A 26,678-nucleotide genomic window follows, 5' to 3' on the forward strand; every position below is an offset into this window, starting at 1 on the left:
TCAGTGTTCACCGTGGTCCGCACCCGCACCTTGAGCGCCCTGCGCGCTGATCTCGCCCAGCACGAGAGGATCAGGTGGCCGCGACCGCCGCCGCGGTCCGCGCCGACCTCGCCCTGGCGGAGGCCCGGGCGGCCCTGGAGCGCGCGAGGGCCGACACGGCCCGCCTCGAAGGCGAACTCGCCGTCCTACGCGCGCAGTCACTCCTCGACACCGAGGACCGCCAGGCCCTGCGCACCCTGCTCCGCATCACCCGCAAGCAGGCCGGACACGACCGGGTCTACGCCCTCTTCCACCACGGCCGCCTGCACAGCATCCACGCAACCAGCGACGCCGCGGAGAGCGCCGCCGAGGCCGAGGGCGCGCCCAGCTCCGGCTGGACCACCCACCCCCCGGGCGCCGCGATGCCCCCGGCCGCCGAGGTCATCTGGCGCGTCCAGCCCCTCCCCCTCGGTGGCGCGGCGGTCTGATCCGCCTGCTCCGCGACCGGCGTCTGTACGAGTCGTTCGCCCGGCTCCAGGACGCCTACCTCGCTCAGCAGAAGCAGAGACGAGGTTGACCGCCGCGCGGGACGGCAGCACAAATTCGTTCCCGCACCACGCTGCTCGACCAGGCCGGCTGCCCGCACGACGGGCGGCCGGCCTTTCGCACGCCTCCAGCCCGGGAACGTCTCGGGCTCGCTTCGACAGGAGTTCCTGATGGCCTTCGACATGAGCAAGTTCGGTGGCAGCCGCTGGGTCAAGAGCCACCCGCGAAACGTCTACACCCACGGCTCGCTCGAGCCCGTGCTGAGCATCCTCGACGTGCGGGGTTTCGAGCTGCATGACCTGTTCCTGATCGGTCTCAACGACTCCTGCGGCACGGTCGTGCTGCCCAGCGAGTCCCGGGCCGAGAACGCGGCCGCCGCCCTGGAGCCCGCCTACGAGACCCGGGTCTACCTGCTCGGCCACCGGGACGGCGAGGACGTGTGGGCGACCGACTACACCCGTCGCGCGCTGGACGGCACCAGCCTGTCCGCTTTCATCACCGACCTGACCCTCAAGGACGGCCGCCAGGTCATCAAGGACGGCCGCTGGGTGCGCTGATGCGCGTCGGCCTGCCGACTGCCTCCCCTGCCCGGGCCGCCGAACCAGACGGCGCGGGCAGGGCGGTGGGGAGCCGGACAGTCCGGACCACCCTGACGTGTCAAGGAGTTGCTGTGCGCGACAACGCCCAGAAGACCACCCCCGCGATCAAGTTCCAGCGGGGCCAGTTCGTCCTGTACCGCGACCCGGAGATGTTCTGGACCGGGCAGGCCGGCCACACCTTCGTGTGCCGGGTCCAGCGGACCTGGCCGGGGGGCACGTACGACTTGGTCGGTGTGGCCACCGGCCGCTTCATCTACGACGCCAGCGGGGACTACATGCGGCTGCTGCCGCCCGTCGACGCGATGCGCGATATCGACACCGCCCCGCTGAACACCGACGGCGCGGTCGACGACATGACCGCGGCCGCCTTCGCATGGGTGGCCCAGCAGCACGCGACCGCCAACCAGCGGCCGGAGCTGCCCGCCCCGCGCGACTGACCGAACCGCCCGTGAACCGCCGCCTCGCGAGGGGCGGCATCAATCTGGAAGGAGGCGGCGTGGCCGCCACTCGAACTCGCAACAAGAGGCCCACCGCCCGCAAGAAGCCGGCGGCATCCCGTCGGGCTCCGCAGCCCACCGCCTCCCTCACCCCCGATGTTCCCCCGGCCCCGGCCGGGCCGACGCAGCCGGAGGTGGACTGGGAGGCGCTGGCCCGTGTCGCGGACGCCCGGGACCGGGCCGCCGATGTCATCGACACCGCGCGCGAGCAGGCCGCAGACCTCCAGGCGGAAGCCGAGACCGCGGCCGCGCGCACCGTCGCCGACACGCACGAGCAGGTCACCGTGCTGATGACCGAGGCGCAGGCCCGTGCCGCGGGTATCACCGCTGACGCCGACCAGGAGGCCACCGCTCAGCGCGCGGCGGCCCAGACGGATCTGGAGACGGCGCGCGGTGAGGCCGACCGGCTCCTGGCAGAGGCCCGTGAGCGTGCCGAGGCCCTGGTGAAGGAGGCCCGCGCGCAGGTCGCCGACCTGACCGAGCTGGCGGCGACCGACCGCTCGGCCACGGCCACGGCGGTTGCCGAGCTGCGGCGCCTGGCCGAAGCCGACCTCACCGAGATCGGCGCCCTGGTCGAGCAGCGCCGCACCGAGGCCGGGCAGATCCTCGCCCGCGCCCAGGAGCAGGCCGACGAACTGGTGGCCGCGGCGCAGCGGGAGGTCGAGCAGGCCCGTGAGCGGTTCGCCGAGCTCGCCCAGACGGCGGCCGACCAGTATGACGGTCGGCGCGGCGAGGCGGAGGCGCTGTACGCGGATGCGGTCAAGGCCGCCGACGACCGGCGCCGTGAGGCCGACCAGCACGTTGCCGCCGCGCACACCGAGGCGGAGCAGGCCCGCACCGAGCTGCGGGAGCAGCTGCGCAAGCTCACCGACCAGTTCGACGCAGAGGCCGCCACTCGGCGCAAGGCCCTCGCCGACGAACTCAGCACGCTCAAGGCGGCTTGCGACAAGCAGCGTGAGCGGCTGCGGGAGGAAGCCAAGACCGTCGCCGCGCAGCTGCGGGAGGCCGCCCAGACGGAGGCCGACCGCATCACGACGGAGGCGCAGCGCAAGGCCAAGGGCATCACCGAGCGGGCGCAGGCTGATGAGGCCCGGGCCCGCCGGCTGCTGGATGAGGCCCGGGAGGCCAAGCGGGCCAACTCCCGCTGGCGCGGCTGGCACCAGAACCTCAGCCGCAAGGCGTGGAAGACGGCCCCGTGGATCGCGCTCGCCGCCGGCGTCGGCCTCGCCGCCTCCGGCGAGTACGAGCTGGCCCGCATGGTCGGCATCCACCGCTACGTCGCCCCGCTGCTGCCGGTCAGCATCGACGTCTACTGCGTCACCGCCTTCCGCGCCAAGAAGGACATCGGGGCGGCGCTCGCGCTGATGGCGTCGGCCAACGTGGTCTTCCACCTGTCGGAACAGGCGCACCTCGTACCCGAGGGCGCGTCGGCTCCGTGGTGGCTGACGACGTTCGTCGTGCTGATCTTCGTGGCCGTCATCTGGCGCGTCCACTCGCTCATGCACGACGCCGGTACGGACGGACACGGTGGTACGGACACGGCCACCGGAACGGACGGACGTACCGGTACGGCCGCTCATACGGACGGCGCGTCCGGTACGCACCATGCCCGTACAAGCCCGTCCGGTACGGACTCGTACGGCGCGTCAGCCGGTACGGCCCCCGCTCGTACGGCCCACGGCACCGCTCGTACGGAGCCCGTACACGGCACCCCGCACCACCCCGCCCCGGCGGGCGTAAATGCGGGCCTGACCAGCGCGTACAGCGGCCGTACCAGCGGCGTACAGGCCACCTCGGACGGGGCCGCGCGTACTAGTACGGAACACTCCGGCCGCACCAGCGCCGCCGCGTACGAGGGCGGGAGGCGTACCGGTACGGTCACCGCCCGTACCGCCCCGGCCGACGGCGTTCCGCTCGCGCGTACCAGTACGAGGGAAGCCCGCCCGCGTACAAGCGGAACGGCCACCGCCGGGCGTACCGGTACGGTCACGCCCGCTCGTACGGACGCCGAACTGCTCCCGCTCGTACAGGAGCTGCCGCGCGAGACGGACGGCTTCGTCAACATCAGCCGCGTCCGTACCGAGCTCTCCGTCAACCAGCCCCGCGCAATCCGGCTGCTGAAGGAGGCCGGCCTGCTGCGGCCCGAGGACGCGGACAAGTACCTGACCTGACCCCGCCATCCGGCACACACCAGTGAGGGCCAGCCCATCGGAAGTGGGCTGGCCCTCGCTGCGACTGCCGGAAGCAGTCAACAGCCCCCCGAGTACAGCAGATCCGACCCCACGGAGGACACCGTGAGCACCGAAGACGAGCCCTTCTTCGACGACCCGAACGCGGCGCTGCGCGAGATCGCGCAGAACCCCGCCGCCTACGCGCACTACCTCGCGGACTTCCACCGGGTCGTGCTGGACATGGCCGCCAAGCTGGAGATTCTCCAGCGTGAGACCCGCGTGCACTGCCGCGGGACCCGGGTGGAGGGCGACAAGCTGGGCCAGGCTTTCCTGCGCTCCTTCCCGGTGGAAAAGTCCCTGAACGACATTCTCAAGGACCTCAAGAGCATTAGTTCGGGACTGGAAAAGAGCGCCCACAAGCGCCACGCCCACGACGAAAAGGTGAAGGAGGCAAAGAAGCAGCGAAAGGAAAAGGCGCAGATCAAGGCGCGTAAGAACAACCCGCCGCTTCAGGCCGCGCCGGAAAGCCCGGGGCAGCAGGGTGCGCAGAGCCCGAGTACGGGCTATGGTGGTCCCACGTCGATTTACAACCTGGACCGCAGGGAGTCGGCGTGAGTGCAGGTCGCCCGCTCACTAAAGCAGAGCGGAAGGCATTGAACCGTGCGGACCACGAGCGGAAAATCAAGCAGGAGCTGATCGCTCAGCACGGAAACGACCTCGGCACCTTCTATTACTGGCTTCGGCTCGCGAATATCCGAGGCACGCAGGCTTACCGCGAGGGGAACACGGAATTCATCCGTGAGGTCGCGCTCGCCCTGCACAACGTCTACAGCCGTCATGGCGGCTAGCTCCCCGCGTCCCGCACGAAGGGCCGCTCCCGATCGCCGGGGGCGGCCCTTCGGCGATCCCAACGCGTGCCGCGCGTGCCGCGTGCCGCGCGTGTCGCGCACGCGTGTACGCGAGGCCGGTGCCGACTGTCAAGCCTAGGAGGAGGGGTCGCGTGTCCGACGACACCGACAGCAACGTGATCAGCCTCCCCGCCCGGGGCAGCGATTCCGGCGGAATGCCGGACGCTCCCGACGGCGGGAATCTCTTCTATTCCGAACCGCCCGACAGCGGCTCTGGCGGCAGCGTTCCGCCGGAGTCCCCGGCGGAGACGACAATGGAACTCCCGCCTGTTCGCGGCCCTATTTCCCCGGAAAGCGCTTTGCGGGAAACGGGAATGCCCGACGAGCCCGATCCTGACGACGGAGAATACGAGGAAGGCGAATACGTCCAGCCTCGCTCTCTCGCCGACAGGCTCGGTGACTGGCTGGAATACCGGCTGGAGGTGGCGCGCGAGCGGCACGCCGGGGAAGCGCCGTTCCGAGAGGCGGAGATTGCGCGTAAGGCCGCGCTCATTGAGGCCCGCACCGCGCAGGAAACCGCGATGATGGAGCAGAACGGAAAGCTCCACGCCGCGATGATGAAAGCGAAGGGCGACAAGGCGGCGGCGCGCGGCAAGGCCGACGCGGCGCGGTCCTCGAGCTCCGGCCTGGGCGCCGACAAGGGCGGCCGCTCGAAGGCCGGCGGCGGGGGCGGCTCGCGCTCAGGCGGCGGCAGCTCCGGTGGATCGGGCCGGGGCACCGGCGGCGGCCGGGGCCCGGGAACGAACGGGTCCGGCGGCACCGGGCGCGGCTCCGGTGGCGGCAACTCCCCCAAGGGCGCCGGCAAGGGCTCTGATCGCTCCGCTGGCGGCCGTGGGGGCCCTTCGAAGGGCAATGAGTCCTCCGGGGGCTCCAGAGGCCGCCAGAATGGCTCTGGCGGCTCCGGCAAGTCCGGTACCGGCAAGGGAAGTTCGGGCGGCTCCGGCGGCAAGAACGGCTCCGGCGGCTCCGGCAAGTCCGGCACCGGCAGGAACGGCTCTGGCGGCTCCGGTGGCGGCAAGGGCGGCTCGAAGGGCGACGGCGGCAGGACGCAGAACCCGCCGGCCACCAGCCCCCGGGCCGAACGGGCCCGCGGCCGCCAGGAGCGCGCCGCCGCCCGCCAGGCCGCCCGGCACCAGCGGCGCAGCGCCGACCAGGCCGCCAACCTCGCCGACCGCAGCAAGGACCGCGACCAGGACCGCGCCAACCAGCAGGCGGCGCGGGAGAAACGCCGCAGGGCGAAAGCCGAGCGGAAGGCCGCGCGGAAGGCGAAGCGGGAGGCCGCCGGGTCCGCTGACGACCGCACCACCCTCGGTGCGGCCGTGGCGGAGGAAGCGCAGCGCCGCTGGGACAAGCGCCGCGCGGCGGAGAAGGACAAGGCCGCGAAGGACGACGGCAAGGCCAAGGACTCCACCAGCGGCAAGGACTCCGAGGCCACCACCGAGAAGATGCCCAAGGACGGCCCTGAACCGGCGGCTGACGGCCCGAAGGACGACTCCGCGACCAAGGAGCCGGACGACGGCAAGGTGCCGGACGACGGCAAGAAGACCGGCGAGAAGCCCTCCGACGGCTCCGGTGACACGGACCCGAAGGACGGCACCGGGACGGCAGACGGCCCCGAGCCCGACGACGTCAAGGACCCGCCGGGCACGGACGACAGCGACGCCAGCCGCTCCTTCAAGGACAAGCTCAGGGACTTCTTCACCAAGGCCGGCGAGGACACCGCCCCGCCCGAGCCGGAGGAGTCCTCGAGGCTCCGGCCCGAGGACTTCAAGGTCACGGTGGACCGTCCCGGCGGCCCGACCCGGTCCCCGAAGACGGACGCGGCTGAGGAGGACATCCCGGACGCGGTCATCGTCGACGACCCCGCCGACCCCTTCGGCGCCACCGTCACCAGCCGGGCGAGCCTCCCGCGGGCCCCGGAGCCCCACACCCAGCGTCCCGGCACCACCCGCCCCACCACACAGGAGGACCCCGTGGCATCGGACGTCACAACGCCCGCGTCGGGCCAGGCCGGCATGGCGGCCCAGCACCGCACCGACATCACCTTCTCCGAGTTCCTGATGGAGATCGTGAACATCGCGCTCGCCGCCGATCTCGACAAGGACCGAGCCCAGGAGCTGGCCGACGCGCTCGGCAAGGTCGCCGACGCCCTGCGGGACATGGCCGCCGACCTGGTCGGCGACCACAACATCGCCACCGAGGTCGTCGACCAGATCACGGACCTGGCCGACGCCGCGACCCGCATGAAGCAGCTCGCCGAACGGTGCGCCACCGAGTGCGAGATCGCCTCGCAGGGCGCCCGGATCACCGCCGTCTACGTCGGCCACGTCTACGGCCAGGACATCCAGGCCATGGACGACGCCGGCCTGGCCCACGCCTCCGCCGCCGCCCACCACGACTAGAAAAAGGGGATCCGCCGTGAGCGACCTCGAACCCACCACCACCGGCGGAGCTGCCGCCCGCACCGACGGCGACAACCGCTACAAGGCCGTCCAGCACAAGCTCAAGACGCTGGACACCGCGATGGACCTGGCCAGCAACGAGCTGGAGCGGCTGCTGCGCGGCATGCGCCTGAACGCCCAGCGCGCGGAAGGCCTGGCCGTCGACATCGCCAACGCCGAACTCGACGTGAAGTTCATCGAGATGACCAACCAGGTCGCCGTCGCCCTGGGCGGCGCCGCCGTCGAAGTGCGCAAGCTCCACGAGACGGCCCAGGAGGTATCCGGCCTTGCCCACGACGCGCGGCGCAAACACGCGCGGCTGTACGAGGGCCTGGACACCATCCGCTCCGGCCGCAGGGAGCGCACCCCCAAGCCGGGCTTCTTCGACCGCTGACACCCCGGCCCGCCGAAACCCGTGATGGGCGGCCCGCCACCGACGGCGGGTCGCCCATCGCCATCTCCCGAAGGAGAACTTCCCGTGTCCGTGCCGCGCAGCGTCGCCCTGGAGCGCACCCTCTGCACCCTGGCCGCCCCGGTCCTCGCCGCGGCCCCGAACCTCTCCCCCGACAGCCCCGTCAACACCGTCGTGCAGCTGGCGGGCGCCGCCGGCCTCGGCGGCTGGTTCCTCGCCTGCAAGAGCGACGAGCCTGGCGCGGGACGCAAGATCCTGCGCTGGTCCCCGCTCGTGGCCGCCGCGGCCATCGACGTCGCCGCCCGGCACACCATCGGCTGGGGCCCCTACTGCCTGGACGCCCTGCTGGCGGCCGGGTGGGCGGCGGCCGGCCTGCTCGTGATGCCGTTCTCCCGGCACACCCGCAAGGGCCACCGGCCCGCCCTGGCCGCCCCGGCCCCCGCACCGCAGCTCCAGCCCGCCCCCGAGCCGTCCCCGGCACAGCCGGACGACGGCGCCGACCCCTTCACCCGGCAGGTCCGCTGGCTGTGGGAGAACCGCGGCATGCCCGGCCGCACGATCGTGGTCAAGGCCACCCCGCACGACGGCATGCCCAACGACCTGTCGCTCCTGCTGCGCGCCTCCGAGGCCGGCCGGGCCATCTCCGGTCTCAGGGAGGACGACATCGCCGCCGCGTTCGGCGTCGACGTCACCGACGTGACCATCCAGGACGTCGTCCGGCAGCACGGGCGTGAGGGCGGCCCCGCCTGGAAGGAGGTCCACGTCACCCCCGACGTGAACGACCGGCGCCGCAAGGCCCCCACCGCCCACGAGTGGTGGGCCGACCGGATCGCGAGCGGCCCGGTGCCCGGCTCTCAGTTCGTCCAGGAGGTCCGCGACAAGGAGCGCAAGGTCACCCACTACATCGCCCAGGTCCCCGACGAGGCGGGCGAGCCGCGCGTCAACCAGCACGCCCTGGCGGCCGCGCTGAAGACCAAGTACGACGAAGGCCGGCTGTTCGTCACCGTCGACGGCAACCAGATCCTGGTCTCCCTGTGGGACTCCAGCCCGCTGGCGCAGGTCTTTGCCGCCACCAGGGAGCTCCTCACCCCGGACAGGAACGGCCGGTGGGTGACCGGCTACCTCGGCAACGGCCAGCCCGCCCGCAACCGCGTCTACACCGACCGGGGAGCCGCGCACGGGATCTTCGTCGCCCCCTCCGGTGGCGGCAAGACCCAGCTGATGGGCCTGCACGTTGCAGCCGATGCCTTGTGGGGGGCCGTGGTCATGCTGGCCACGGAAGCGCCGGACGAGAAGACGGCCGCCCTGGGCAAGCACACCGCCCGCTACGGCGTCGGCGCGCTCTACATGATCCGGCTCCTGCGGGCCATGGTCGCGCTCATGGAGATCCGGGGCGAGATGCCGTGGGAGGACGGCCAGGTCCACGAGTGGGACCCGACCCGGCCGGGCTGCCCGTACCGGATGCTGTCCGCGTACCTCGATGAGTTCCTCTCCGCCGCCCGCCACGGCGACTACGGCGCGGAGATCATGGACCTCGCGGAGCTGGTATCGGTCAAGGGCCGTAAGTACGGGGTCGGTCTGAAGGTGGCCGGCCAGTCCATCTACGTGCAGGACGGGTTCACGCAGCTGCTGTGCGAGAACCTCCGCGACAACTGCATCCCCGTCGTGCTGAAGGTCGCGCCGAAGAAGGTCGGCGACATGTTCAAGGCCCTCGGCATCCCGTCCGAGCACATCCCCGACCCGCTCCCCCGGTCCTTCTCCCCCGAGGAGGCGGGCCGGATCGAGCGGGTGATGCGCGGCGAGCCCGAGCCGCCCGCCGACTCCAACACCGGCGGCGCCGGATGGATCGTCGAAGGCAAGCAGCCCGAGGTCCTGCGCACGCTGTTCATGGACTTCAAGGCAGGTATCGACGGCTACTTCCCCGACACCATCGCCACCCTGACCGACTACGAGATCCGTGAGCTCGAGGCGCGGGACCTGTGGTTCGACTGGACCGAGCCGCCCCGGCCCGGTGAGTTCGGCCCCGAGCCGGGCGACGACGAGGACCGCAGCGACGACACCCCGAAGAAGGGCGGCGGCAACCGCCGCGGCAGCACATCCGCCGCCCGCCGCGACACGGTCACCTCCCCCCGCCAGGCGCTGGAAGCCATCAAGAACCTCTCCGGCGTCTGACCCACCCCCGCACCCAACCCCACCCGCAGGGCCCGGCCACACCGGCCAGGCCCTGCCCACACCTGCAAAGGACACCGCCCGTGGCCGTCTCGATCTCCGCCGTCGTCCTGCTCGCCATCATCGTCTTCGTCCTCATCCGCGGCGGCTCCGTACGCCTCGGACCCGCCCTGGCCTGCGCCGCGTTCGGCTTCTTCCTCGCCTCCACCGGCGCCGCGCCCACCATCACCAGCGGAATCAGCAACGTCGCCGAATGGATTAGCACCCTCGGATGATCCTCCCCACGAACCGATCGGTGCCCGCCATGGACCACCCCCTGGTCGTCATCGACGAAGCCGCCACCGTCCTCGCCGCCGTCCCCGAGGCCCGCCGCCTGGTGAACGAGCTACTGCTCGCCGGACGCAACAACGGCGTCCAGGAGCAGCTCGAGCCGGAGACCGGACCGCCGGCCGCCCTGCGCTTGCGGCAGTACGCGACGCTCACCGAACTCAAGGCCGCCGCCCGCCGGCAGTAACCCGCCCCGCCCCAGCCGCCGTCCTGCGCGCCCTCCCCGCCGCCACGGCAGGGAGGGCGCGGCCGTACCCGAACGGAGAACCACGCGATGGACTTCCACCCCACCCCCGGCCGCCCGATGTCCGACTCCGAGGCCACCGCCGAAGCAAAGCGGATCCTGGAGACCGAGTTCCGGCCCGAGCAGCGGGTCCGCCACTTCCCCACCTCGTTCCGCGACGACTCCCCCGTGCCCGCCTACGGCGACACCCCGCCCGTCCATCAGGACGACCGCCGGATCGTGCCCGCCTTGGCGGCCGGGATCGCGGTGGCCTCCATCGGCGTCGGCGCCGGGGTCACCGGGATCGGCTGCGGGGCCTGGCTGGTTCTGCAGGGCCTCGCCTCGGTCACGCTGAACAGCGTCCTGATGGTCACCCTGCCGTTCGCCGGCCTCGCCATGGCCGCCAGCGCGATCGGCGGCGCGATCAGCCGCGCCCGCTCCGCCGTCACCAAGAACATCTACGAGGGCACGGTCATACAGAAGACCGAGATCAACAACCACAGCAGCACCCGCGGCATGTTCTTCGCCCGCACCCGCAACGACATCCGCAACTGAGCCGGACACCCAGAGACGCCGGACAACGTGCACCCGCTCCAGAAGCTGACCTGCCGCCCTGCCTGGTCCTCGCCCGCCCCGCGCGGGCGAGGGCCGGACAGGCCGACCGGCCGCCCGCCTCACCCCACGCCCCGTCGGCGGACCCTCCGCCGGCGGGGCGCAGCACTGCACTGCCCGCCACCAACCAGCTGGAGGACACACCGTGCTCATCCCCCGCCCGCGCCGCCGGATCGGCCGGCCCCGCCCGCAGCGCCCCGGCCCCCGCTACCCGCAGTGTCCCGCCCAGCTCCCCGGCGCCTGGAGCAGGTGATGCCCCGCCCCCGGAAGAAGCGCCGTCGCGAGATCAGGAAGGTGCCGCGCAGCGACGCGATGCTGGAGGAGTTCGACCGGCGCGCTTGTCCCGAGGGCCTGGTCACCCGCAGGCAGCTACGCGAGCGCGGACTGAGTCCCGGCGGCCACGGCCCGGTCGCGGTGCTGCGCTGCAAGGGCTGCTCCTACCGGCCCGACCAGGCGTGCATCCATCCCACCCGGGCCTGGCTCTACAGCCTGGAGTTCGCCCTGCCCAAGCGGGTGCCGACGCTGGCGCAGGAAGAGGCGCTGGACCGGGCGATGGCCGCGAGGTCCACGTGTCCCCGGTGCCTGCGCCGGTACTACTTCTGCCTCCCGCTGCGCACCCAGGGCTGCTGCGACCCCTGCGCCCGGGGATACGAGCCCAGCCCGGACACCTACTTCGCTTCCACGGCCCCGGTGGTCCACCGGCTCGCCGCCTGATCAACGAACCTCCTCAAGGAGAGTCACCGTGCCACTGTTCACCCGCACCGCCCCCGCTCATGAGACCTGGACGCCGGAGGGCACGGTCGTCTCCCAGCGCTACCGGGCGCTGGAGGGCGTGACCGTCCTCGTCTTCACCGCCGACACCGGCCAGGGCGCCTCCCGCTACGCCGCCGCCTGCCTGGGCTGCACCTACCGCGCGGACCGCAACGCCCGCGGGAACGTGATGACGGAGCCGGAGGCCGCGCAGGACGCCAACGCGCACGCCACCGCCTGCCGGGCGGTTCCGCGCGGTGTGCCCGCCCGGCCCGACGACACCGAGGCCGCGAGGCTGATCCGCACCCGGCTGTGGGCCCGCCGCTACGGCAGCACCCCGCACCAGGTGCGCCTGTCCGACTTCACCGGGCTGCGCGTCGACCTCCAGCGCCCCACCGCCTGGATCAAGGACCTGTTGAGCGAGATCGCGCAGGCCGACCCCGGCTTCCTCACCGCGACGCCCTCCAGCTCCGGGCAGGGCGTCCGCTTCACCGTCCAGCCCTTCGCCCGGCCCTGACGCCGTGCGCACCCGAACCGCCGCTCTGGCCGCGGCGGCCGTGCCCGTCACGGCCGCCGCGGCCGCCGTCGTCCTCAAGGCCGGCCGCTGGCGGCTGTACGTCGACCGGCACCGCATCGAGCTCAAGCCCCAGCCCCGCCGCTCCTGCCCCAACTGCCGGGGCGCGGGCGGCTGGTGGGTCGGCGGCGCGAACCCGGAGATGGAGGCATGCGGCTGCTGGGCGTACCGGCGTGAGCTGCGCATCCGGCTCCTGCCCTTCCCGGCCTGGCCGGACCAGCCCCCGTTCTGACCGCTCCTCGGGCGGGCCCCCGCGCGGCCCGCCCGGCCACGGCGTCCTGGAGCACTTCCCCGCCGCCCACCTCGTGGGTGCCTTTGTCACCGCACCCTGACACCCGCAGGCATGGTCCTGCTCATCGAGCGCGACTGGCCGCCGTACGAGGGAGCCTGGGCCCTGCCCGGCGGCCACGTCGACGAGGGGGAGACTCCTCTCCAGGCCGCCGTCCGCGAGCTCGCCGAGGAGACCGGCGTCCACGTCACCGCCGGTGAGCTGCGCCCGCTCGGGCGCTGGGATGCCCCTGGACGCGACCCGCGCGGCCGGTACGTCACCGACGCGTACGCCGTCGTCGTCCAGGGTGCGGCCGGTGCGGCGTCGGAGCGCCAGCGAGGCGACGACCACGCCGACATCCTCCGCGCGGCCACGGCCCGCATCCCCTGAAGGCCACGAGACGCCGGAGTGCCGCCCCGACCTTCCCTGGCCGGGGCGGCACTCCGGCGTCTCCGCCCGACTTCGAGCCTGGAGGCTCCATGAAGACCGACGTGCTTGGCGACGCCCGCACCGCCCGCTGGCAGGACGCCAAGCTCTTGCGACAGCCGAGCTGACCGGCGCTCTCCGTGCGCCCCCGCCCGCCGGCCTTCCGGTGGCCGGGGCCGCGCGGTGGCCGCCCGGTCACCCGGACCAGGCAATGGGCCCCTTGGAGGTCGCAGTGCCCCTCATCCGCCGCTTCATCGACGCCGCTGCCGTGCCATTCGGCTGGCGCCGCGCCTACGGCGACACCACCGAGATCGACGCGCTGCTCACCGAGCAGACCGAAACCGCGTACACCGAGGCCGCCACCCACGCCGCCCTTGCCACCGCGAAAAACCACAACGCCCTGATTGTGCAGCCCGGTGTCCTGGACGCCCGAGGCCGGATCCTCGCCGACGTCCTCTACCTGGAGGGCGTCCTTACCGGGGCCCGCAACCGCGGCCTGCCCCCGGAGCTCATCGAGCGCCTGGAGGACGCCGTCGACCACGGCCACGAAATGGCGGCGCTGCTCGCCGACACCGTCCGCACCACTGCCGCCGTGCACACGGCCGGCCACTGAACACCATCCGTGCTCTTGAACCCGCAGGGAGAAGCCGCATTGCACCGCATGGCCCTCATGAAACGGCACGCCGACCTGAAGAACGAGTTCTACGAGCGCGTCCGCACCGAAACCCGCCAGGTCCCCGAACCCGAGAAACGACTCCGGGAAACCGTTGCGAGGATGAAGGAGACCATCGCCAACCAGAAGGCCGAAATCGAAGACCTCCGCCAGCAGGTGGCCAGGCTCGCCCTGGCCAGCGCCACCCTCATTCACGAAAGGAACAATCCATCGCCAATTGCGCCAGCCTCCGGGAACGTGATCGCGTTCCCCGCACAGAATCCTGAGGAGGTGCAGTAGGTGCTCGAAGTCAGCAAAATGCCAGGTCAAAGGCCATCTAAGGTCGCCTGAAAGTCTGGACCTCGCGCGCTGAAACGTGATCAAATAGGGGATGACATCGTTCTGGACTGGCCAACGAGTACGCCTGCGCGGTATCGAGCCTGACGACTGGAGCGCGTTCATGCGCTTCGCCGAGGACGAGGAGCGGTTGGGAGACCTGCTCAACCCACCCCGCTCTGCGGAGGGCTTCCGTGCCTGGGCGAACGAGCAGGCCACTGCCAAGTCCGACGGCGACTGCTTCGGTTTGGCGATCGAAGCCATCGACACGGGGAAGATAGTCGGTGCTGTTGGCTCGCACCACGCTGATCCACGCGCGGGCTGGTTCGAGTACGGCGTCACCATGGAGGCTGGCCATCGGCGCAAAGGTTACGCCTCGGTGTTCTCGGCCGGCCAGCATCGACATCGCGCTGCCGTGCCCCTTCGACCCGGAGTGCGATGGGCAGGCGTGGGCGCCGGCCTACAGCGTCAGCTGCCTGTTCCGGGCGCTGACCGGCGCCATGGACAACGACCCGGACATCGTCTGCACTGTCCACGGCGACGGCGTCGACCAGGAGGCCGACGACCATTACCTCCAGGACGACGACCCCGAGGGCCGCGCCGACCTGGAAGCGCAGTACGCGGACGCGGTCCGCGCGTGAGGCGTACCGCCGCCACCCCGACCCATCCCACCCGGGCCTGGCTCTACACGTTTGGCGGCCATCACCAGCTCCGCCCTGATGTGCTGCTCGCAATTGGTCGCGTTCCCCGAGCGAATGAGCTCTCACCCACGCTGATGCCACCTGCGGCCGCGCTCACCCCGGCCACCCGCTGACACCCACCCGCCCGGCCGCCGGGACCACCACGGTCCCGGCGGCCCCGTCGAATGTGAGGGCCGATGCCCACCACCGTCTTCGACCAGTTCACCCGCCGCACCGCCGACGTCACCGCCCAGCTCTCCATCCTGGGCATCCCGCTCACTGCACCGGCCCCGCCGCCCGCCGACCTCAACCCCACCGACCCGTGGGCCAGCAGCTACGCCGTCCCGGTCGACCGCTCCACCCTCGCCTGGTGCACCGCCGTCCGGATGCTCGTCGAACATCACCACACCGGCATCGACCGCCAGGTCCTCGCCGCCGACGCCCTGCTGCGCGAGCTCGGAGTCCGCGGCCTCGCCCAGCTCCACTCCGACCTCCACCACGGCGCCCCCGTCGACTACCGCTTCACCCGCTGCCCGTACTGCTCCGGCATCGGCGAGGACCCCACCCAGCCGACCTGCGGAGAAATCGGCTGCGCGCCGTGGCTGGAGTTCGCCGGACACGATCACGTGTGCCCGGTCTGCCACGGCGACGACTACCAGCCCCAGTGGTTCGCCGAAGAGCACATGACCGAGCTCGAGGAGCTGCTCGCCGACGCCATCGAGGAGCGCGAGGAACGCGCCTCGCTCAGCTACCGGATCCGGACGCTGCTGCACCGCCGGACAGCACGCACGTGACGGCCCGCTACCGCCGCTGCGGACACGGCACCAGCCCCCTGTACCCCGGCGACCAGAAGGCGGTCGCGGAGTTCACCGCCATGCTCGCTGCCCGGCAGCGGCCGGCACCCTGGACCGGCCGCGGCGACATCGCCGTACGGATCGGCGAGCGCGGCCTGGAAGCGGACGCCCGCTCCCCGAGCAGCAGCCCGAAGCCGACCCCGTCGCTCTGGTCCTCATCCACCCGACACCGAGACCGCCCTCATCGTCACGCTCCACTGAGCCCAGACCCGCATCCACGGCGCCTGGACGACGTCGTACCGACTCCTCACCCACGCCCTCGCCGGGCGTGACCTCCCGGCCGGCATTGACCTGAGCACCTGAACACACACGAAGCGGCCCTCGCCGCCCGGACTTCCATCCGGGCGGCGAGGGCCGCTTTTTTGCGTTCTGGGTGGCTGCGTAGGTTCGTGCTGCAGTCCGCGCTGCTGCTGGGCGCCCCCGCCTCACCTGCACTCCGGCTCGTCGTAACCAACCCCACCTGAGAACCGCGAAGCGGCCCCCTCCACCCAGCCTCGGGCCAGGTGGAGGGGGCCGCGTTTTGCGTTGAGTTCCGGAGGCCGGCTGATCCGGCGCGGTCCACTCCTGCCCGCTCCCCCATTACGGTGGCCTCACACGGACTGGAGGCTCGCATGCATGTCCCTGGCCAGCTGCTCGAAGTCAGCCGGCGTCATGCGTGCCCGGAGGATCCGCATGATGGCGGACGGGTTGTCGAGCGGCAGCCACTTCACCAGCACACCATCCGGAAGCTGCTCCTCGTCCCGAGCATCGGGAGTCGGCGACTGGGGCTCCCGCTGCGCAAGCCCCGCCCGAGGCTCCTCGGGCGAAGCAGCGGGAGCGCCAACAGATGCGCCCTTGGAGGAGTCGTCCGCATCGGCCCCAGGACTATCACGCCGTGATACTTGCGTCGGCACGTCAGCTGCTGACGCTTCCGTCTTCGCAGTCTGACCGGCAGCCTGCGCTTGGCGATTGGCCTTCTCGGCCTTGCGGCGTGCGGTCTCCGCCCGCTCATCCGCCTTGGCCTTCTGCTCGTCCGCCGAGAGCTTCCCCAGGTTCCGGACGTGCTCCACGGTGCGCTCACCGGTGACAAGGTCTTTCTGCAACTCCGGGGACAACTTCAGCAGAGACAGCTTGGTGGAGATGGTCCCCTGCGGGATGCCAAGACGCTTGGACGCCTTCGTTTGGCTCTTGTAGTAATCGACCAGAGACTTCAGGGCCTGGGCTTCTTCCAGGTCCGTCATGTCGTCACGGTGGTAGTTCGCGACGAAGGCAGCTTCGAGGAGCCGTTCGTCGCTGCTGACCCGGTCGTTGTCGACGCGCACCGGGATGGTCGCGAGCCCGACGCGGCGTGCGGCCTCGAGGCGCCGGTGACCGTCGACCACGATGTACTGCGCGCCATCATCCAAGTCGTCAGCCCGGGTGGGACGCTCATGGAGATACGCCTCCACGGTCGCGACGACGATCGGCAGAATGATGCCGACCTCACGCACCGATTCCACCGTCTCCTCAAGGGACCGCAGGTGGTTGCGCGGGTTGTCTGGGTTATCGCTGATGAGCGTGACGGGCAGATCCGTGATGGCGGCCGCGCTGGCGTTGTCGCCGTTGATGGCACTGTCGATGGTTCCCCGGCGGGAGCTGCGTGGGGTGTTCGCCATTCCGAAGGCGCTGCTGTTGCCCAGCTGGTTAGCTTTACTCACCGGGCCGCTCCCATGGCGATCATCCGCATGGTGTTGGCCTGCTTGCTGTGAGGTGCGTACGCGAGCAGCGGCGTCTTCATGCGGACCGCCTCGCGCTGCTCCTTCAGGTCATCCAGGACGGCGAGCACCCGCTGTCCCTCAAGGCTGTTCCACTGCGCGAGCGAGGACGTCGCGACGAATCCGCGGCGGGAGTCGTACTGGTTGACGACCAGGCCCAGGTAGTCGACTTCGAGACCGAGGTCCTTGCAGAGGTCTTCGATCTGGTCGACGAGCATCTTGTACGCGGTCGCCGAGCTGTCCTCCGCCTGGACGGGGATGATGACGCCCGAACGGCAGGGCTTCTCGTTTCGCCGCCGACGGGCGTAGTACAGGGCGGCGTCCATGGCCAGGCCAAGGCTTGGCGGGGAGTCGATGACGATGAGGTCGTAGTCGCCCTCGAGGGGGTGTAGCGCTCGCTCTAGGGCGACCTCCTTCTGGAAGCCGCGGGACTGCGCTGCTGTCAGGGCCAGTCTGGAATCGAGGATGAATCCGTCGAAGGCTCCGGGGAGAACATGGAGGCGCCCCCGGAACCGGGGATCGTCGATCTTCACGACCAGGTCCCGCAGATCGCCTTCGGCCTCGCCGACCATGTGCTTGACGAGGCTTTCCTCCCCCGGGGGAATCTGGGGGATGCCGAGCTGGTCGCTGAGGTGGCTCTGCGGGTCGTAGTCGACGACCAGGACCCGCTTCCCGCCGAGGGTCAGATCAGCAATCTGATCGAGCAGTTCGGTCTTGCTGTTCCCGATGCGCTTGAGGTCGTTGTAGGACAGAGACTCGATGTACTGGCGCAGGCAGTCAGCGCTCTCTTGCGGGTCTTCGGCTTCAGCCTCCGCGGCGCCCAGCGCGACGGATGTCTTTCCGACGCCGCCCTTCTGGTTGGCGGTGACCCAGCGCTGGGGGTCGGTGGTCTGGTGGCGCTCCTTCGGGGACGGGTTGTCGTCGAGCCAGGTGCGGATGCTTTGAGCGAGGCCCTGGACATAGGAGAGATCGCGGTCGCCGCAGGTGTCCTTGAAGGCGTCGTAGAGCCCTGGCGGGAGCCAGGTGGAAAACGACTTCGCGCCAGCTGTGTCGACGTCGCGGTTGGGGTGTGTGCTTTCGCGCCAGGCGGTGACGGCCGTGGTGACGGCTTCCTGGATGTCCAAGCCGAGCTCGGCGCAGCGGATCTTCAACTCTTGCTGGAGCGCCGGGGTGAGCTTGGACGCCACCTTTTCCCGGTCCCTGTCAGGGTATGGAGAGGCCATGACGTCACCTTACTGACTTGTGGCCGTGTGGAGGTAACCGGATCCGCCTAGTTGGTGTGGTTCACTCCCCCGGGCTCCGAATTATCACGGCGTGATAATCACGGGGCGCTCCCGTCGCCCTCGCGAGCTCCTCCTCTGCCTCCAAGGAGAGGAGGAGCTCGCCGATAGCAGCGCGGTCTTCCCCTGCGTGGCATACACCGAACCAGCCCAGCACTGGCGACACCGGTGTCTGGATACCTGCAGACGTCAAGCTGCTCTCATGGCAAGCGAGGCTTCGAGTTCGAGCACGCTAAGAAGAGGGACACCCCATGTGGCCCACTTGCGCAGTTGTTCCCCGAAGAGCAGGTGGATTTCCTGCTCCGCCGCGAGCTTATGGGCCGGCGTGGTGAACGAAGCGTTCGTGACTGCGATGACGATGTCCGCATTGTGTACGGGCCGTGCAGTGCCGTTGAGCGTCTGGATGACGGGGGAGCCGAGCGGGCGGCCACCGGGGCGGCGGTGCTTGCACTGAAACACGATCCTGCGCCCGTCGGGCGTCGTCGCGATGACATCAGCACCCAGATCGCGTGCACCGCCGTGACGCTGCTCGACGACGTGGCCATCGCGTTGAGTCAGGTTGGCAACAGCCTGCTCGAACTCCAGAGGTGCCATGCCGTTGAACTGCTCCAAGGTGATGCTGCCTGCGGTTGCGGCAAACGCCTGGAACTCGGCATCCCTGAGCGCCAATTCATGCACGGTATCGCGATGCTGCGCCAGGATGATGCAGAGCCGGTGCCACATCGGGTCCAGGGCACGTATCAGGGGGCCGATGCTGTCCAGACCGGACTCGGCCGGATCAGCGTTTGGTCGGTACCGGTGGTTGAGGCCCTCAGGCGTAGCACTACGTAGTGCATGCCACACGTTGCCGATCTCATCCCGGATCTTCTGTGCCTTCGTGACTTCGGCCGTCAGGTCCCGATGTAGCCGGTAGTTGGCCTGTCGATACTCGAACTTCAGAGGGGAGTCGTCATCCCCGTGCAGCTTCCGTGAGTCTGTTTCCTCGGCGAGCAGCTTGGTGAGCAACTGGTCGAAGTCGGTGTACGCCGACATCGCCACACAGCCCTCGGCGTAGTGGAGGAAGGACGACAGCAGATCGTCGTCTGTCGCGTCGCGGACGCGGCGGTTGAGCGCTTCGGTGAGCTCCGCGTCGTCGTACGAGGGGAGGGCCACGTTGGACTTCCAGTTGATGTGCATCACGCAGCGTCCTGCTCGTGGCCGTCTTCGGCGCACTCCAGAGGCTCTTCCCACTCCGCCCACCGCTGCAGCCCATTACGACGCAACTTCTTCATGCCGTGTTTGGCGGCGTAGCGCCGGGCGGGGTCCGAGAAGCCGCCGTTGGTGACGACAACGAGGTTACGGGCTCGGTCGCCGGCGGCGAGTCGCGTCGCGTGAAGGGTTGGTGCGCTGACGTCAGCGGGAGGTTCAGGCCGCCACCCCCGCGGACCGTCCACGCGATGGGCACTGAACAGGAGGGCGTGGCCCTCGGGACATGTCGCCGAGACAAAAGTGGCGCTGCCGGGGAAGTCCGGTCTGGCAGTTTCGAATCCATCGCGCTGCAACAGTCGTTCCACGAGATCGACGAAGTGCGAGGGGGACGTCGAATCGATATCGCTGAGAGCCAAGGAGGAGGAACTGCCGGCACTAGTGCGACGGAAACTCTCCTGCACAGCGAGGTCGTGGAGCTCCTCGCGGTCCTGCAGCAGCAACGCCTCCAGACGAGCGGTCGCGTCCGCTAGCTGCTCCCGCAGGGGGACAAGGGTGTCCAAGAGCGGCGTTCCCGCCGCGTCGGAAACCGCGGCTCGCTTCCCCAGCCCGCGGCCCAGTCGTGCAGTCAACCGGAAGAGGACATCGGCGCACTCGTCGTGGGCTGCGCCAGCTTCTCTGACTTCGGCCTCCAACTCGACCAATAGGCCCAACGTCGCTCGGTCACAGGCCCGCGTGATCGCGTCACGACGATCCGCTGTCCACTGAGGACGGGCTGCGGCCGCCTGCCGGCGGCGCGCATCCTCCAATTCCCGCTTGAGAACACCCAGGTGCTGCTCCCACGCGCGGCGGATGTCGTCCGCGATCTGGCATTCGCTCACCCACAGGTAGGCGCGCAGCATGTTGTCCCGAGTGCCCTTGCCGATGATCCCCCCGATCCTTTGGCGAAGACCTCGGTCCGTGAAGCGGGTGGGCGTAACCCCCGCAGTTCTATCTATGATCACCGCGCGAGGGTACACACCGCCTCTGACATGGAACGTTTCCGTGAGAGCCGGGATCCGGACACCTCGGACTGCGTCATGCTGTCGGCGAGCGGGGCGAAAGTCTCGCTGTACCGGACGGCGTCGACTGCCCAGCGCCCCCTTGTCCTCCCACAGCGTCGACGTGGTGCTGATGATCAAACTCTTCAGGTGCTCCGACTCGGTCACCGGGACGATCAGCCAACCAACCGGTGACCCGCGCCCGCAAGATGGCCTTCGGCCAGGGGCCGGTCCAGGATGCGGTGGTCCCGATCCGGTGCCACACGATGTGCGGGAGCCCGGCGACCTTCTCCCCGCCGTACGACCATGTCGCGCGCCCGTCCGGCGCCCAGGTGAGCTCGTAGACGCCGTGGGAGCGGCGCACGCGCTTGATTGGTGGAGTATGTGCGGGTTCGTTCGCGGCCGCATGGCGCGCCGAGGTCGCATTTCAGCTGGTTGATCGGGGTGCTGGGGCCGTTCACTCGATGGTGTGAGATCTCCGCAGTAACTCGCAGATTCTGCGAGTGATCGCCGTAATCTGCGGCGTTGTGTCGGATTTCGAAAGTCGCATGCTGTCGCTCGTACGCACCGTGCCGGAGCCGGGCGTGCCGGTGGACCCGGCCGCGGTGTCGGTCGAGGCCGGGCTCGCGGACGTCGTGACGCTTCAGCGGCGCCGGCAGGCGAGGATCTCGGCGCACGATGAGGAGAGCTTCTTCCTGGACACGCTGTCGGAGTACCAGTGGGCCCGGGACGCAGCAGGGCTGGCGCAGGAGACGCTGGACGGACTGATCAAGCCGGTGATCGAGGTCTGTGAGTTCTACGGCACGGTGCCGTGGCAGCTCTCGTCTCGTGAGGTCGACCGGTACTTCGCCGGGCCGGGGAAGCGCGCCCAGTCGACCATGCGATACAAGATCGGCAAGATCGACAGGTACTTCGCGTTCCTGGAACAGCGGTACGCAGGCGAGATCATGAGCCGCTTCGGGGCCGTGGTCGAGTCGCCGATCGATCCGTTCAACCGGCCCCGGCACCGAGGTGACTTCGGGCTGCGGATCCCGCCGTCGCAGGCGGCGATGAAGATGTTCTTCGGCCGCTGGCGCGAGGACCTGCCCCGGGCGCGGAAGTACCTGGTCGCCTGCCGCGACTACGTGATGACGAAGATCGCCTACCTGTCCGGCGTCCGCGCGGCGGAGTTGTGCGGGGTCTGCATGGGGGACGTGCACTGGGAGCACGGCCAGTGGGGCCGGTTCGTCGTCCTGGGCAAGGGCGCGAGCGGTTCGGGTCCGCGGCCGCGCGAGGCGTACCTGTTCCAGGAGGGCCGGGCTCTGCTGTGGTGGTACATCGAGCAGATCCGGGGTGAGTTCGGCGACGATGCCGAGCACCCGCGGGCGCCGCTGTGGCCGTCGGAGCGCAAGCCGACGGCGGTCACGGCGCTGAACCTGCCGATCGCGCCGGCGATCGTGCCCTCGACGTTCCGCCGCGCCCTGCACAGCGCGGCGGCGAGCTACCTGAGCGGACCGGTCACCGACCTGTTCCCGCACCTTCTCCGGCACGCGTGCGCGACCCACAACTACGAGCGCGGGATGACGTTGTGGGAGGTACAGAAGGTCCTCGGACACGCCTGGGCAACCACGACTCTTCGATACATGGCGACCGCGCAGGCCGATCCTGAGCACGCGAACCTGGAGGCCAGCTCCCGGGCGGCCCAACGACTGGTGATGGACAGGGGGAACCTGAGGTGAAGTGGAATCTGCGGATGGTGGCCGCGCAGCGGGATCTGTGGCGGCCGACCGAGGTGCTGGCCGCGTTCCGGCAGGTGGGGTTCAACCCGTCGCTGAGCAAGGTCGCCGCGCTGTGGGGCGGGACTCCGGTCACGGTGCGGCTGGAGGACCTGGACATGATGTGCGCCGCGCTGGGCTGCACCGTCGCGGACCTGCTACAGGCCGAACCCCTCGCCGGGAGCCAGGCGGTACCGGAGGAAGGGGAGCGGACGGCCGATGGCGGGGAGCTGCCGTCGGGGCCGGTGCGGCCGGTGCCGGGCAGCCGCCGGGGGAGCGGGCCGCGCTCGCTCCCGCCGAGCTGAGCGCCGGTGGCAGCGGGTGGGGCAACGGCCCGGAGCTGTGCGGACTGTCTGGGCTGGGTCGTCCTCAACCAGAGGGGGGCCTGCGCCGGGTGCAGACGCTGGCGACAGCACTACCGCGAGCGGGGTACGTGTCCGCGGTGCCGGCACGAGCGGCTGCTGAACTCGGACGGTCTGTGCCGCTCGTGCCTGCAGGCGATCCGGCTGCTGGACGACGCCGAGTGGGCCCTCGGTATGGAGGGGGCGCCGCCGCGTGATCTCCAGCTGACGGTCGGCGTCTATCACGACCGCGCGGACTCAGCCCGCCAGTTGAGCCGGGCCGGCGGTGCCGGCCCGCGGACCAGCGCGGTGTGGACCCTCAGACTCAAGCAGCAGCGCGCGGGCGCCGAGCTGCGGCCGGCGGTGCTGGAGCCGGGCGTGTGGGGGCAGATCCCGCTGTTCACGATTCCCAGGACTCTGACCGACGACACGGTCCGGGCGGTCGCGGGCCGGCCGGTGCCCGGGTGGGAGAAGGCCCAGGCGGTGCTGGAGGAGATTGCGGCCGAACGCGGGCTGAGCCGCGGGACCCGCTACCGCAAGGCCGCGCTGCTGCGACTCGCGCTGGCGGTCCGCGCGGCCGAAGGCACGTGTCTGCTGCCCGAGGTGCTTCTGCGGGACCTGCCCGCCGGCCGGAACACCATCCGCCTCGTTCTCCAGCGGGCCGGGCTGCTGGATCCGGCACCGGAACCCCTGCGACTGTCCCGGGCAGGCCGACGCGCACCCCGGACCGTGGCCGGCCGGGTGCCCCTGTGCCGGTCGCAGCGATCGTGTGCGGACTGCCAGGTGTGGATGCCCTCCGGCCAGTACGGTTCCCGCTGCACTCCCTGCCAGCACTGGCGCCAGAAGCTGACGCGGGGCACCTGCGCACGCTGCCACCGGCAGGAACTCCCGCTGCGGAAGGGCCGCTGCCGCAGCTGCCGCCCGTACCGTCTCCTCGATGACGCCCAGCCCGCCACCACCCGGTACACGCAGCTGATGATCGACGTGCCCGTACGCGGATCCGGACCGCCCCCGCCGATCCCGGTCGACGAACCGTCCCGCCCGGACCCGCCACCCGCTCCAGCGCATACTGCCGCAGGTCAGGAGCAGCTGTTTGCCGTCCGGCGTGACTGGAGGCGACTGCTGGTCCGTCTCCAGGGCCGGAACACGGCCGAGCTGGGGCTGACCGGGACGACCGCACGGCTGGTCGAGGACTTCAGCCAGGTTCTGCACGAGCGGCAGTCACCCAGTCACAACAGCAACATCCGCACGCTGAGCATCCTCGTCTACTGGTGCGGCGCCGACGCGGCCATCTCCGAGCGGGACGTCCACGACCTGGCCCGGACCGGCTCCGATCTCACAGCCAAGACCGTCTGCCAGTTCCTGCGCGACCGGGACCTTCTCCTGCAGGACCCCGACCTCCACCGTGATGTCGATCTGGCGTGGATCGAAGCCACTGTCGCCGCGCTGCCGGAGGTTCTCGCCGACGAGGTAGGGCAATGGGTGAAGGTGCAACGGAGCCAGGGCCGCCACGAGGGCGAGGTCCGCGGCTACGACGCGATCCGCCCCTATCTGGCCTCCCTCCAGCCCGTGCTCACCGCCTGGGCCGAGGCAGGTGTGCTCTCCCTTCGAGAGATCACCCGGCACCACGTCGACGCGGCCGTGGACGGCCATTCCGGACGCGGCCGCCGGCAACTCGCCCTCGCCTTGCGCAGCCTGTTCAGGACGCTGAAGCGGGAACGGGTGGTCTTCCGTGACCCCGCCCAGCACCTTCGCGTCGGGAACCCGACAGGGATCCCGAAGCCGGTCCCCAGCGACCTGCTGGCCCGTGCGTTGCAGCAGACGAAGACCCCGCTCGGGCGCCTGGTCCTCGTCCTGGCCGCCGTCCATGCTGTGCCCGTCCACGAACTCCGCACGATCCTGACCTGCGACCTGGACCTCGCACGCGGCACCCTCGTCATCCGCCGCGGCCTCCGACGGCACATCCTCTACCTGGAGGAACTCACCCACCAGATCGCCGCCGACTGGCTTGACTACCGCCACCGCCGCTGGCCCGCCTCGACCAACCCCCGCCTGATCGTCAGCCAGAGATCGGCGCTCGACCCCGACCATCCCGCCGTCGGCAAGACCCTGCTCCGCGACGACGTGCCCGAAGGGCTCACCCTGGTCGGCCTACGCCAGGACCGCATCCTCAACGAGGCCTTCGAGACCGGCGACCCACTGAGGCTGATGCGCCTGTTCGGCGTCGGCGAGAAGACTGCCATGCACTACGTCGCCTCCGCACACCCCGAGAAGACCTCCCGCCTCCCGCGCTGACCACCACCCCAACAGTTCAGGCTTTCCTGTATTCAGGATTCTGTGTACTCTCAGAGAGTGCTGACCATCGCCCCCGAAGTCGAGGTGCTCGCGCGCTTCGGCCGCGCCCTCGCCGACCCCATCCGCTGCCAGCTGCTCCTGGCCCTGCGGAAGGCACCCGCCTACCCATCGGACCTCGCCGAGACGATCGGCGTCTCCCGGACCCGGCTGTCGAACCACCTGGCCTGTCTGCGCGACTGCGGCCTGGTCGTCGCCGTCCCCGACGGGCGCCACACCCGCTACGAACTTGCCGACGAACGCCTCGGACACGCGCTGGACGACCTGCGCACTGCGGTGGTCGCCGTGGAAACCGACCGCACCTGCCCCGATGCCGATGCCAAGGGATGCTGCTGATGACCGCGATATCCCTCGGACCGAGCCCCGCCCGCCGCGACGCCCTCACCCACCGAATACGGCTGCTGGTCGCCGCCACGATCACCTACAACGTCATCGAGGCGATCGTCGCCATCACCGCCGGCACGATCGCCTCCTCCACCGCTCTGATCGGCTTCGGCCTCGACTCCGTCATCGAAGTCTCCTCCGCCGCCGCGGTCGCCTGGCAGTTCTCCGCAGCCGACCACGCCGTACGAGAAGCGCGCGAGCAGCGCACCCTGCGGATCATTGCGATCTCGTTCTTCGCCCTCGCCGCCTACGTCTCCGTCGACGCCGTCCGTGCCCTGACCGGAACCGGCGAAGCCGAACGCTCCATCCCCGGCATCGTCCTCGCCGTCCTCTCCCTGGCGGTCATGCCGTTCCTGTCCGCCGCCCAGCGCAAGGCCGGCCGCGAACTCGGCTCCGCCAGCGCTGTCGCCGACTCCAAGCAGACCCTGCTGTGCACCTACCTGTCGGCCGTGCTCTTGGTCGGCCTGGTCCTCAACGCCACCGTCGGCTGGTCCTGGGCCGACCCCATCGCCGCCCTCGTCATCGCCAGCATCGCCGTCAAGGAAGGCCGCGACGCCTGGCAGGGCAAGGGCTGCTGCGCGGTCCCCGCCACCACAGCAGCGACACCGTCCGATGGCGCAGAGGAAGACAGCTGTGGCTGCCGGCCCGGCTGCGACTGCTGCAGCTGACCACCGTTCCTCCCGCCTCACCGGCGGCGAACCCGCGCGAGAACCCCGCAGAACACGCGCTGCCCGCGCGGGTTCCCGTCATTTGAGGATCAGGAATCTGCGAACCCGCGCGTTTCCCGTAACCCGGGGCGGAACTGGCGGCCGGGGCGCAGGTCCGGCACGAAGGCGCCAGCACGACGCGGCGGAAGCGCCGGCGCTGGGCGGGGGTGAGGTGCTGGAGGTCGGCGGTGAAGCGGGGGAGGGTCTCGAAGGTGGGCACGGTGGTCTCCTCCGGGCAGCACGACGAAGCCCCCGGGTGTGCCGGGGGCTGATGTAGGCGGTGCTCGTTGGTGGTGCGCGCTTCCTGGTGCTCGGTGGTACTCAGTGGTGCTTGTTGGTGTCGTCCGGGTCGTGATGTGAGCGCTGCCGGAGAGCGATGACATTCACTTCCGGCCCAGGGCCGCTTCCCGCCTGACAGGCACCTGAGAAGAAAGTCCGGCCGCTGCTCCCGCCTGGCGGGACGTACCGCTGATCGGCC

General features: G+C 70.5%; 28 protein-coding genes and 2 pseudogenes. 26 read left to right on the forward strand and 4 right to left on the reverse strand.

Annotated elements, in window-relative coordinates:
• Positions 1-74: 74 nt before the first annotated feature.
• The 21 genes and pseudogenes from AC3EQ1_RS19870 to AC3EQ1_RS19970 all read left to right on the forward strand — a co-directional run bounded on the left by AC3EQ1_RS19870 (position 75) and on the right by AC3EQ1_RS19970 (position 15,364).
• Positions 75-467, forward strand: a complete 393-nt coding sequence (locus AC3EQ1_RS19870; RefSeq protein ID WP_432095672.1) for a hypothetical protein — start codon at positions 75-77, stop codon at positions 465-467.
• A gap of 228 nt (positions 468-695) precedes the next feature.
• A complete protein-coding gene (locus AC3EQ1_RS19875) occupies positions 696-1,082 on the forward strand; it encodes a hypothetical protein (protein ID WP_432095673.1) in 387 nt (128 codons plus the stop codon).
• Positions 1,083-1,195: 113 nt separating this feature from the next.
• A complete protein-coding gene (locus tag AC3EQ1_RS19880; RefSeq protein ID WP_432095674.1) occupies positions 1,196-1,561 on the forward strand; it encodes a hypothetical protein in 366 nt (121 codons plus the stop codon).
• A 59-nt stretch (positions 1,562-1,620) separates the two neighbouring features.
• On the forward strand, positions 1,621-3,792 hold the full coding sequence (locus tag AC3EQ1_RS19885) for a hypothetical protein (protein ID WP_432095675.1): 2,172 nt from the start codon (positions 1,621-1,623) through the stop codon (positions 3,790-3,792).
• A 123-nt stretch (positions 3,793-3,915) separates the two neighbouring features.
• Positions 3,916-4,407, forward strand: a complete 492-nt coding sequence (locus AC3EQ1_RS19890; protein ID WP_432095676.1) for a hypothetical protein — start codon at positions 3,916-3,918, stop codon at positions 4,405-4,407.
• The gene (locus AC3EQ1_RS19895; RefSeq protein WP_432095677.1) at positions 4,404-4,640 is read left to right on the forward strand and encodes a hypothetical protein; all 237 of its coding nucleotides are present in this window, start codon (positions 4,404-4,406) and stop codon (positions 4,638-4,640) included. Before AC3EQ1_RS19890 ends, AC3EQ1_RS19895 begins: the two co-directional genes overlap by 4 nt.
• A gap of 374 nt (positions 4,641-5,014) precedes the next feature.
• Positions 5,015-7,102 (forward strand): ATP/GTP-binding protein, encoded by a 2,088-nt coding sequence (locus AC3EQ1_RS19900; protein ID WP_432095678.1) that lies wholly within the window; start codon positions 5,015-5,017, stop codon positions 7,100-7,102.
• A gap of 16 nt (positions 7,103-7,118) precedes the next feature.
• Positions 7,119-7,535 carry a conjugal transfer protein TraB gene (locus tag AC3EQ1_RS19905; RefSeq protein ID WP_432095679.1) on the forward strand — a complete coding sequence of 139 codons (417 nt, stop codon included), beginning with the start codon at positions 7,119-7,121 and terminating at the stop codon, positions 7,533-7,535.
• Positions 7,536-7,619: 84 nt separating this feature from the next.
• Positions 7,620-9,725, forward strand: coding sequence for a chromosome segregation protein ParM (locus AC3EQ1_RS19910; protein ID WP_432095680.1), 2,106 nt, complete (start codon positions 7,620-7,622; stop codon positions 9,723-9,725).
• A gap of 80 nt (positions 9,726-9,805) precedes the next feature.
• Positions 9,806-9,997 carry a hypothetical protein gene (locus AC3EQ1_RS19915; protein ID WP_432095681.1) on the forward strand — a complete coding sequence of 64 codons (192 nt, stop codon included), beginning with the start codon at positions 9,806-9,808 and terminating at the stop codon, positions 9,995-9,997.
• Positions 9,994-10,236 (forward strand): hypothetical protein, encoded by a 243-nt coding sequence (locus AC3EQ1_RS19920; RefSeq protein ID WP_432095682.1) that lies wholly within the window; start codon positions 9,994-9,996, stop codon positions 10,234-10,236. The genes AC3EQ1_RS19915 and AC3EQ1_RS19920 overlap by 4 nt, the downstream gene beginning before the upstream one ends.
• 87 nt (positions 10,237-10,323) lie before the next feature.
• Positions 10,324-10,827, forward strand: coding sequence for a hypothetical protein (locus AC3EQ1_RS19925; protein WP_432095683.1), 504 nt, complete (start codon positions 10,324-10,326; stop codon positions 10,825-10,827).
• 309 nt (positions 10,828-11,136) lie between these two features.
• The gene (locus AC3EQ1_RS19930) at positions 11,137-11,598 is read left to right on the forward strand and encodes an RRQRL motif-containing zinc-binding protein (RefSeq protein ID WP_432095684.1); all 462 of its coding nucleotides are present in this window, start codon (positions 11,137-11,139) and stop codon (positions 11,596-11,598) included.
• 28 nt (positions 11,599-11,626) lie between these two features.
• A complete protein-coding gene (locus tag AC3EQ1_RS19935) occupies positions 11,627-12,151 on the forward strand; it encodes a hypothetical protein (protein ID WP_432095685.1) in 525 nt (174 codons plus the stop codon).
• Between the two features lie 4 nt (positions 12,152-12,155).
• Complete coding sequence (locus tag AC3EQ1_RS19940; protein ID WP_432095686.1) at positions 12,156-12,440, forward strand: hypothetical protein; 285 nt, start codon at positions 12,156-12,158, stop codon at positions 12,438-12,440.
• A 111-nt stretch (positions 12,441-12,551) separates the two neighbouring features.
• Positions 12,552-12,866 (forward strand): NUDIX domain-containing protein, encoded by a 315-nt coding sequence (locus tag AC3EQ1_RS19945; RefSeq protein ID WP_432095687.1) that lies wholly within the window; start codon positions 12,552-12,554, stop codon positions 12,864-12,866.
• Positions 12,867-13,134: 268 nt separating this feature from the next.
• On the forward strand, positions 13,135-13,515 hold the full coding sequence (locus tag AC3EQ1_RS19950; RefSeq protein WP_432095688.1) for a hypothetical protein: 381 nt from the start codon (positions 13,135-13,137) through the stop codon (positions 13,513-13,515).
• Positions 13,516-13,530: 15 nt separating this feature from the next.
• Complete coding sequence (locus AC3EQ1_RS19955; RefSeq protein ID WP_488187160.1) at positions 13,531-13,854, forward strand: hypothetical protein; 324 nt, start codon at positions 13,531-13,533, stop codon at positions 13,852-13,854.
• Between the two features lie 160 nt (positions 13,855-14,014).
• Positions 14,015-14,209 (forward strand): annotated as a pseudogene (locus AC3EQ1_RS19960) (GNAT family N-acetyltransferase); the annotation flags it as partial.
• A gap of 82 nt (positions 14,210-14,291) precedes the next feature.
• Positions 14,292-14,531, forward strand: a pseudogene (locus AC3EQ1_RS19965) (ATP-binding protein); the annotation flags it as partial.
• Positions 14,532-14,767: 236 nt separating this feature from the next.
• On the forward strand, positions 14,768-15,364 hold the full coding sequence (locus AC3EQ1_RS19970; RefSeq protein WP_432095690.1) for a hypothetical protein: 597 nt from the start codon (positions 14,768-14,770) through the stop codon (positions 15,362-15,364).
• Positions 15,365-16,014: 650 nt separating this feature from the next.
• Here the strand turns inward: AC3EQ1_RS19970 and AC3EQ1_RS19975 are convergent.
• The 4 genes from AC3EQ1_RS19975 to AC3EQ1_RS19990 form a co-directional block, all read right to left on the reverse strand.
• A complete protein-coding gene (locus tag AC3EQ1_RS19975) occupies positions 16,015-17,100 on the reverse strand; it encodes a ParB/RepB/Spo0J family partition protein (RefSeq protein WP_432095691.1) in 1,086 nt (361 codons plus the stop codon).
• On the reverse strand, positions 17,097-18,380 hold the full coding sequence (locus AC3EQ1_RS19980) for a ParA family protein (RefSeq protein WP_432095692.1): 1,284 nt from the start codon (positions 18,378-18,380) through the stop codon (positions 17,097-17,099). Before AC3EQ1_RS19980 ends, AC3EQ1_RS19975 begins: the two co-directional genes overlap by 4 nt.
• 246 nt (positions 18,381-18,626) lie before the next feature.
• Positions 18,627-19,613 (reverse strand): restriction endonuclease, encoded by a 987-nt coding sequence (locus tag AC3EQ1_RS19985; protein ID WP_432095708.1) that lies wholly within the window; start codon positions 19,611-19,613, stop codon positions 18,627-18,629.
• Positions 19,613-20,524 (reverse strand): restriction endonuclease, encoded by a 912-nt coding sequence (locus AC3EQ1_RS19990; RefSeq protein WP_432095693.1) that lies wholly within the window; start codon positions 20,522-20,524, stop codon positions 19,613-19,615. The genes AC3EQ1_RS19985 and AC3EQ1_RS19990 overlap by 1 nt, the downstream gene beginning before the upstream one ends.
• 686 nt (positions 20,525-21,210) lie before the next feature.
• Between AC3EQ1_RS19990 and AC3EQ1_RS19995 the strand changes: the two genes are divergently transcribed.
• The 5 genes from AC3EQ1_RS19995 to AC3EQ1_RS20015 are packed head-to-tail and all read left to right on the forward strand — an operon-like array spanning position 21,211 to position 26,161.
• Entirely contained in the window at positions 21,211-22,380 is a 1,170-nt protein-coding gene (locus AC3EQ1_RS19995) for a site-specific integrase (RefSeq protein ID WP_432095709.1), read from the forward strand.
• Positions 22,377-22,721, forward strand: a complete 345-nt coding sequence (locus AC3EQ1_RS20000; RefSeq protein WP_432095694.1) for a helix-turn-helix domain-containing protein — start codon at positions 22,377-22,379, stop codon at positions 22,719-22,721. Before AC3EQ1_RS19995 ends, AC3EQ1_RS20000 begins: the two co-directional genes overlap by 4 nt.
• 6 nt (positions 22,722-22,727) lie before the next feature.
• Positions 22,728-25,052 (forward strand): hypothetical protein, encoded by a 2,325-nt coding sequence (locus tag AC3EQ1_RS20005; RefSeq protein WP_432095695.1) that lies wholly within the window; start codon positions 22,728-22,730, stop codon positions 25,050-25,052.
• Between the two features lie 57 nt (positions 25,053-25,109).
• A complete protein-coding gene (locus tag AC3EQ1_RS20010; RefSeq protein ID WP_432095710.1) occupies positions 25,110-25,445 on the forward strand; it encodes an ArsR/SmtB family transcription factor in 336 nt (111 codons plus the stop codon).
• Entirely contained in the window at positions 25,445-26,161 is a 717-nt protein-coding gene (locus AC3EQ1_RS20015) for a cation efflux transmembrane domain-containing protein (protein WP_432095696.1), read from the forward strand. Before AC3EQ1_RS20010 ends, AC3EQ1_RS20015 begins: the two co-directional genes overlap by 1 nt.
• The last annotated feature ends 517 nt before the right edge of the window (positions 26,162-26,678 follow it).

This window comes from Streptomyces sp. bgisy100 (assembly GCF_057709105.1).

Coding starts and splice junctions, on each gene's coding strand:
- AC3EQ1_RS19985 (WP_432095708.1), bottom strand. CDS start 19,613: ATGCACATCAACTGGAAGTCCAACGTGGCCCTCCCCTCGTACGACGAC.
- AC3EQ1_RS19970 (WP_432095690.1), top strand. CDS start 14,768: ATGCCCACCACCGTCTTCGACCAGTTCACCCGCCGCACCGCCGACGTC.
- AC3EQ1_RS19930 (WP_432095684.1), top strand. CDS start 11,137: ATGCCCCGCCCCCGGAAGAAGCGCCGTCGCGAGATCAGGAAGGTGCCG.
- AC3EQ1_RS19900 (WP_432095678.1), top strand. CDS start 5,015: ATGCCCGACGAGCCCGATCCTGACGACGGAGAATACGAGGAAGGCGAA.
- AC3EQ1_RS20015 (WP_432095696.1), top strand. CDS start 25,445: ATGACCGCGATATCCCTCGGACCGAGCCCCGCCCGCCGCGACGCCCTC.
- AC3EQ1_RS19990 (WP_432095693.1), bottom strand. CDS start 20,524: ATGCTGCGCGCCTACCTGTGGGTGAGCGAATGCCAGATCGCGGACGAC.
- AC3EQ1_RS19995 (WP_432095709.1), top strand. CDS start 21,211: ATGCTGTCGCTCGTACGCACCGTGCCGGAGCCGGGCGTGCCGGTGGAC.
- AC3EQ1_RS19980 (WP_432095692.1), bottom strand. CDS start 18,380: ATGGCCTCTCCATACCCTGACAGGGACCGGGAAAAGGTGGCGTCCAAG.
- AC3EQ1_RS19945 (WP_432095687.1), top strand. CDS start 12,552: ATGGTCCTGCTCATCGAGCGCGACTGGCCGCCGTACGAGGGAGCCTGG.
- AC3EQ1_RS19925 (WP_432095683.1), top strand. CDS start 10,324: ATGGACTTCCACCCCACCCCCGGCCGCCCGATGTCCGACTCCGAGGCC.
- AC3EQ1_RS19875 (WP_432095673.1), top strand. CDS start 696: ATGGCCTTCGACATGAGCAAGTTCGGTGGCAGCCGCTGGGTCAAGAGC.
- AC3EQ1_RS19920 (WP_432095682.1), top strand. CDS start 9,994: ATGATCCTCCCCACGAACCGATCGGTGCCCGCCATGGACCACCCCCTG.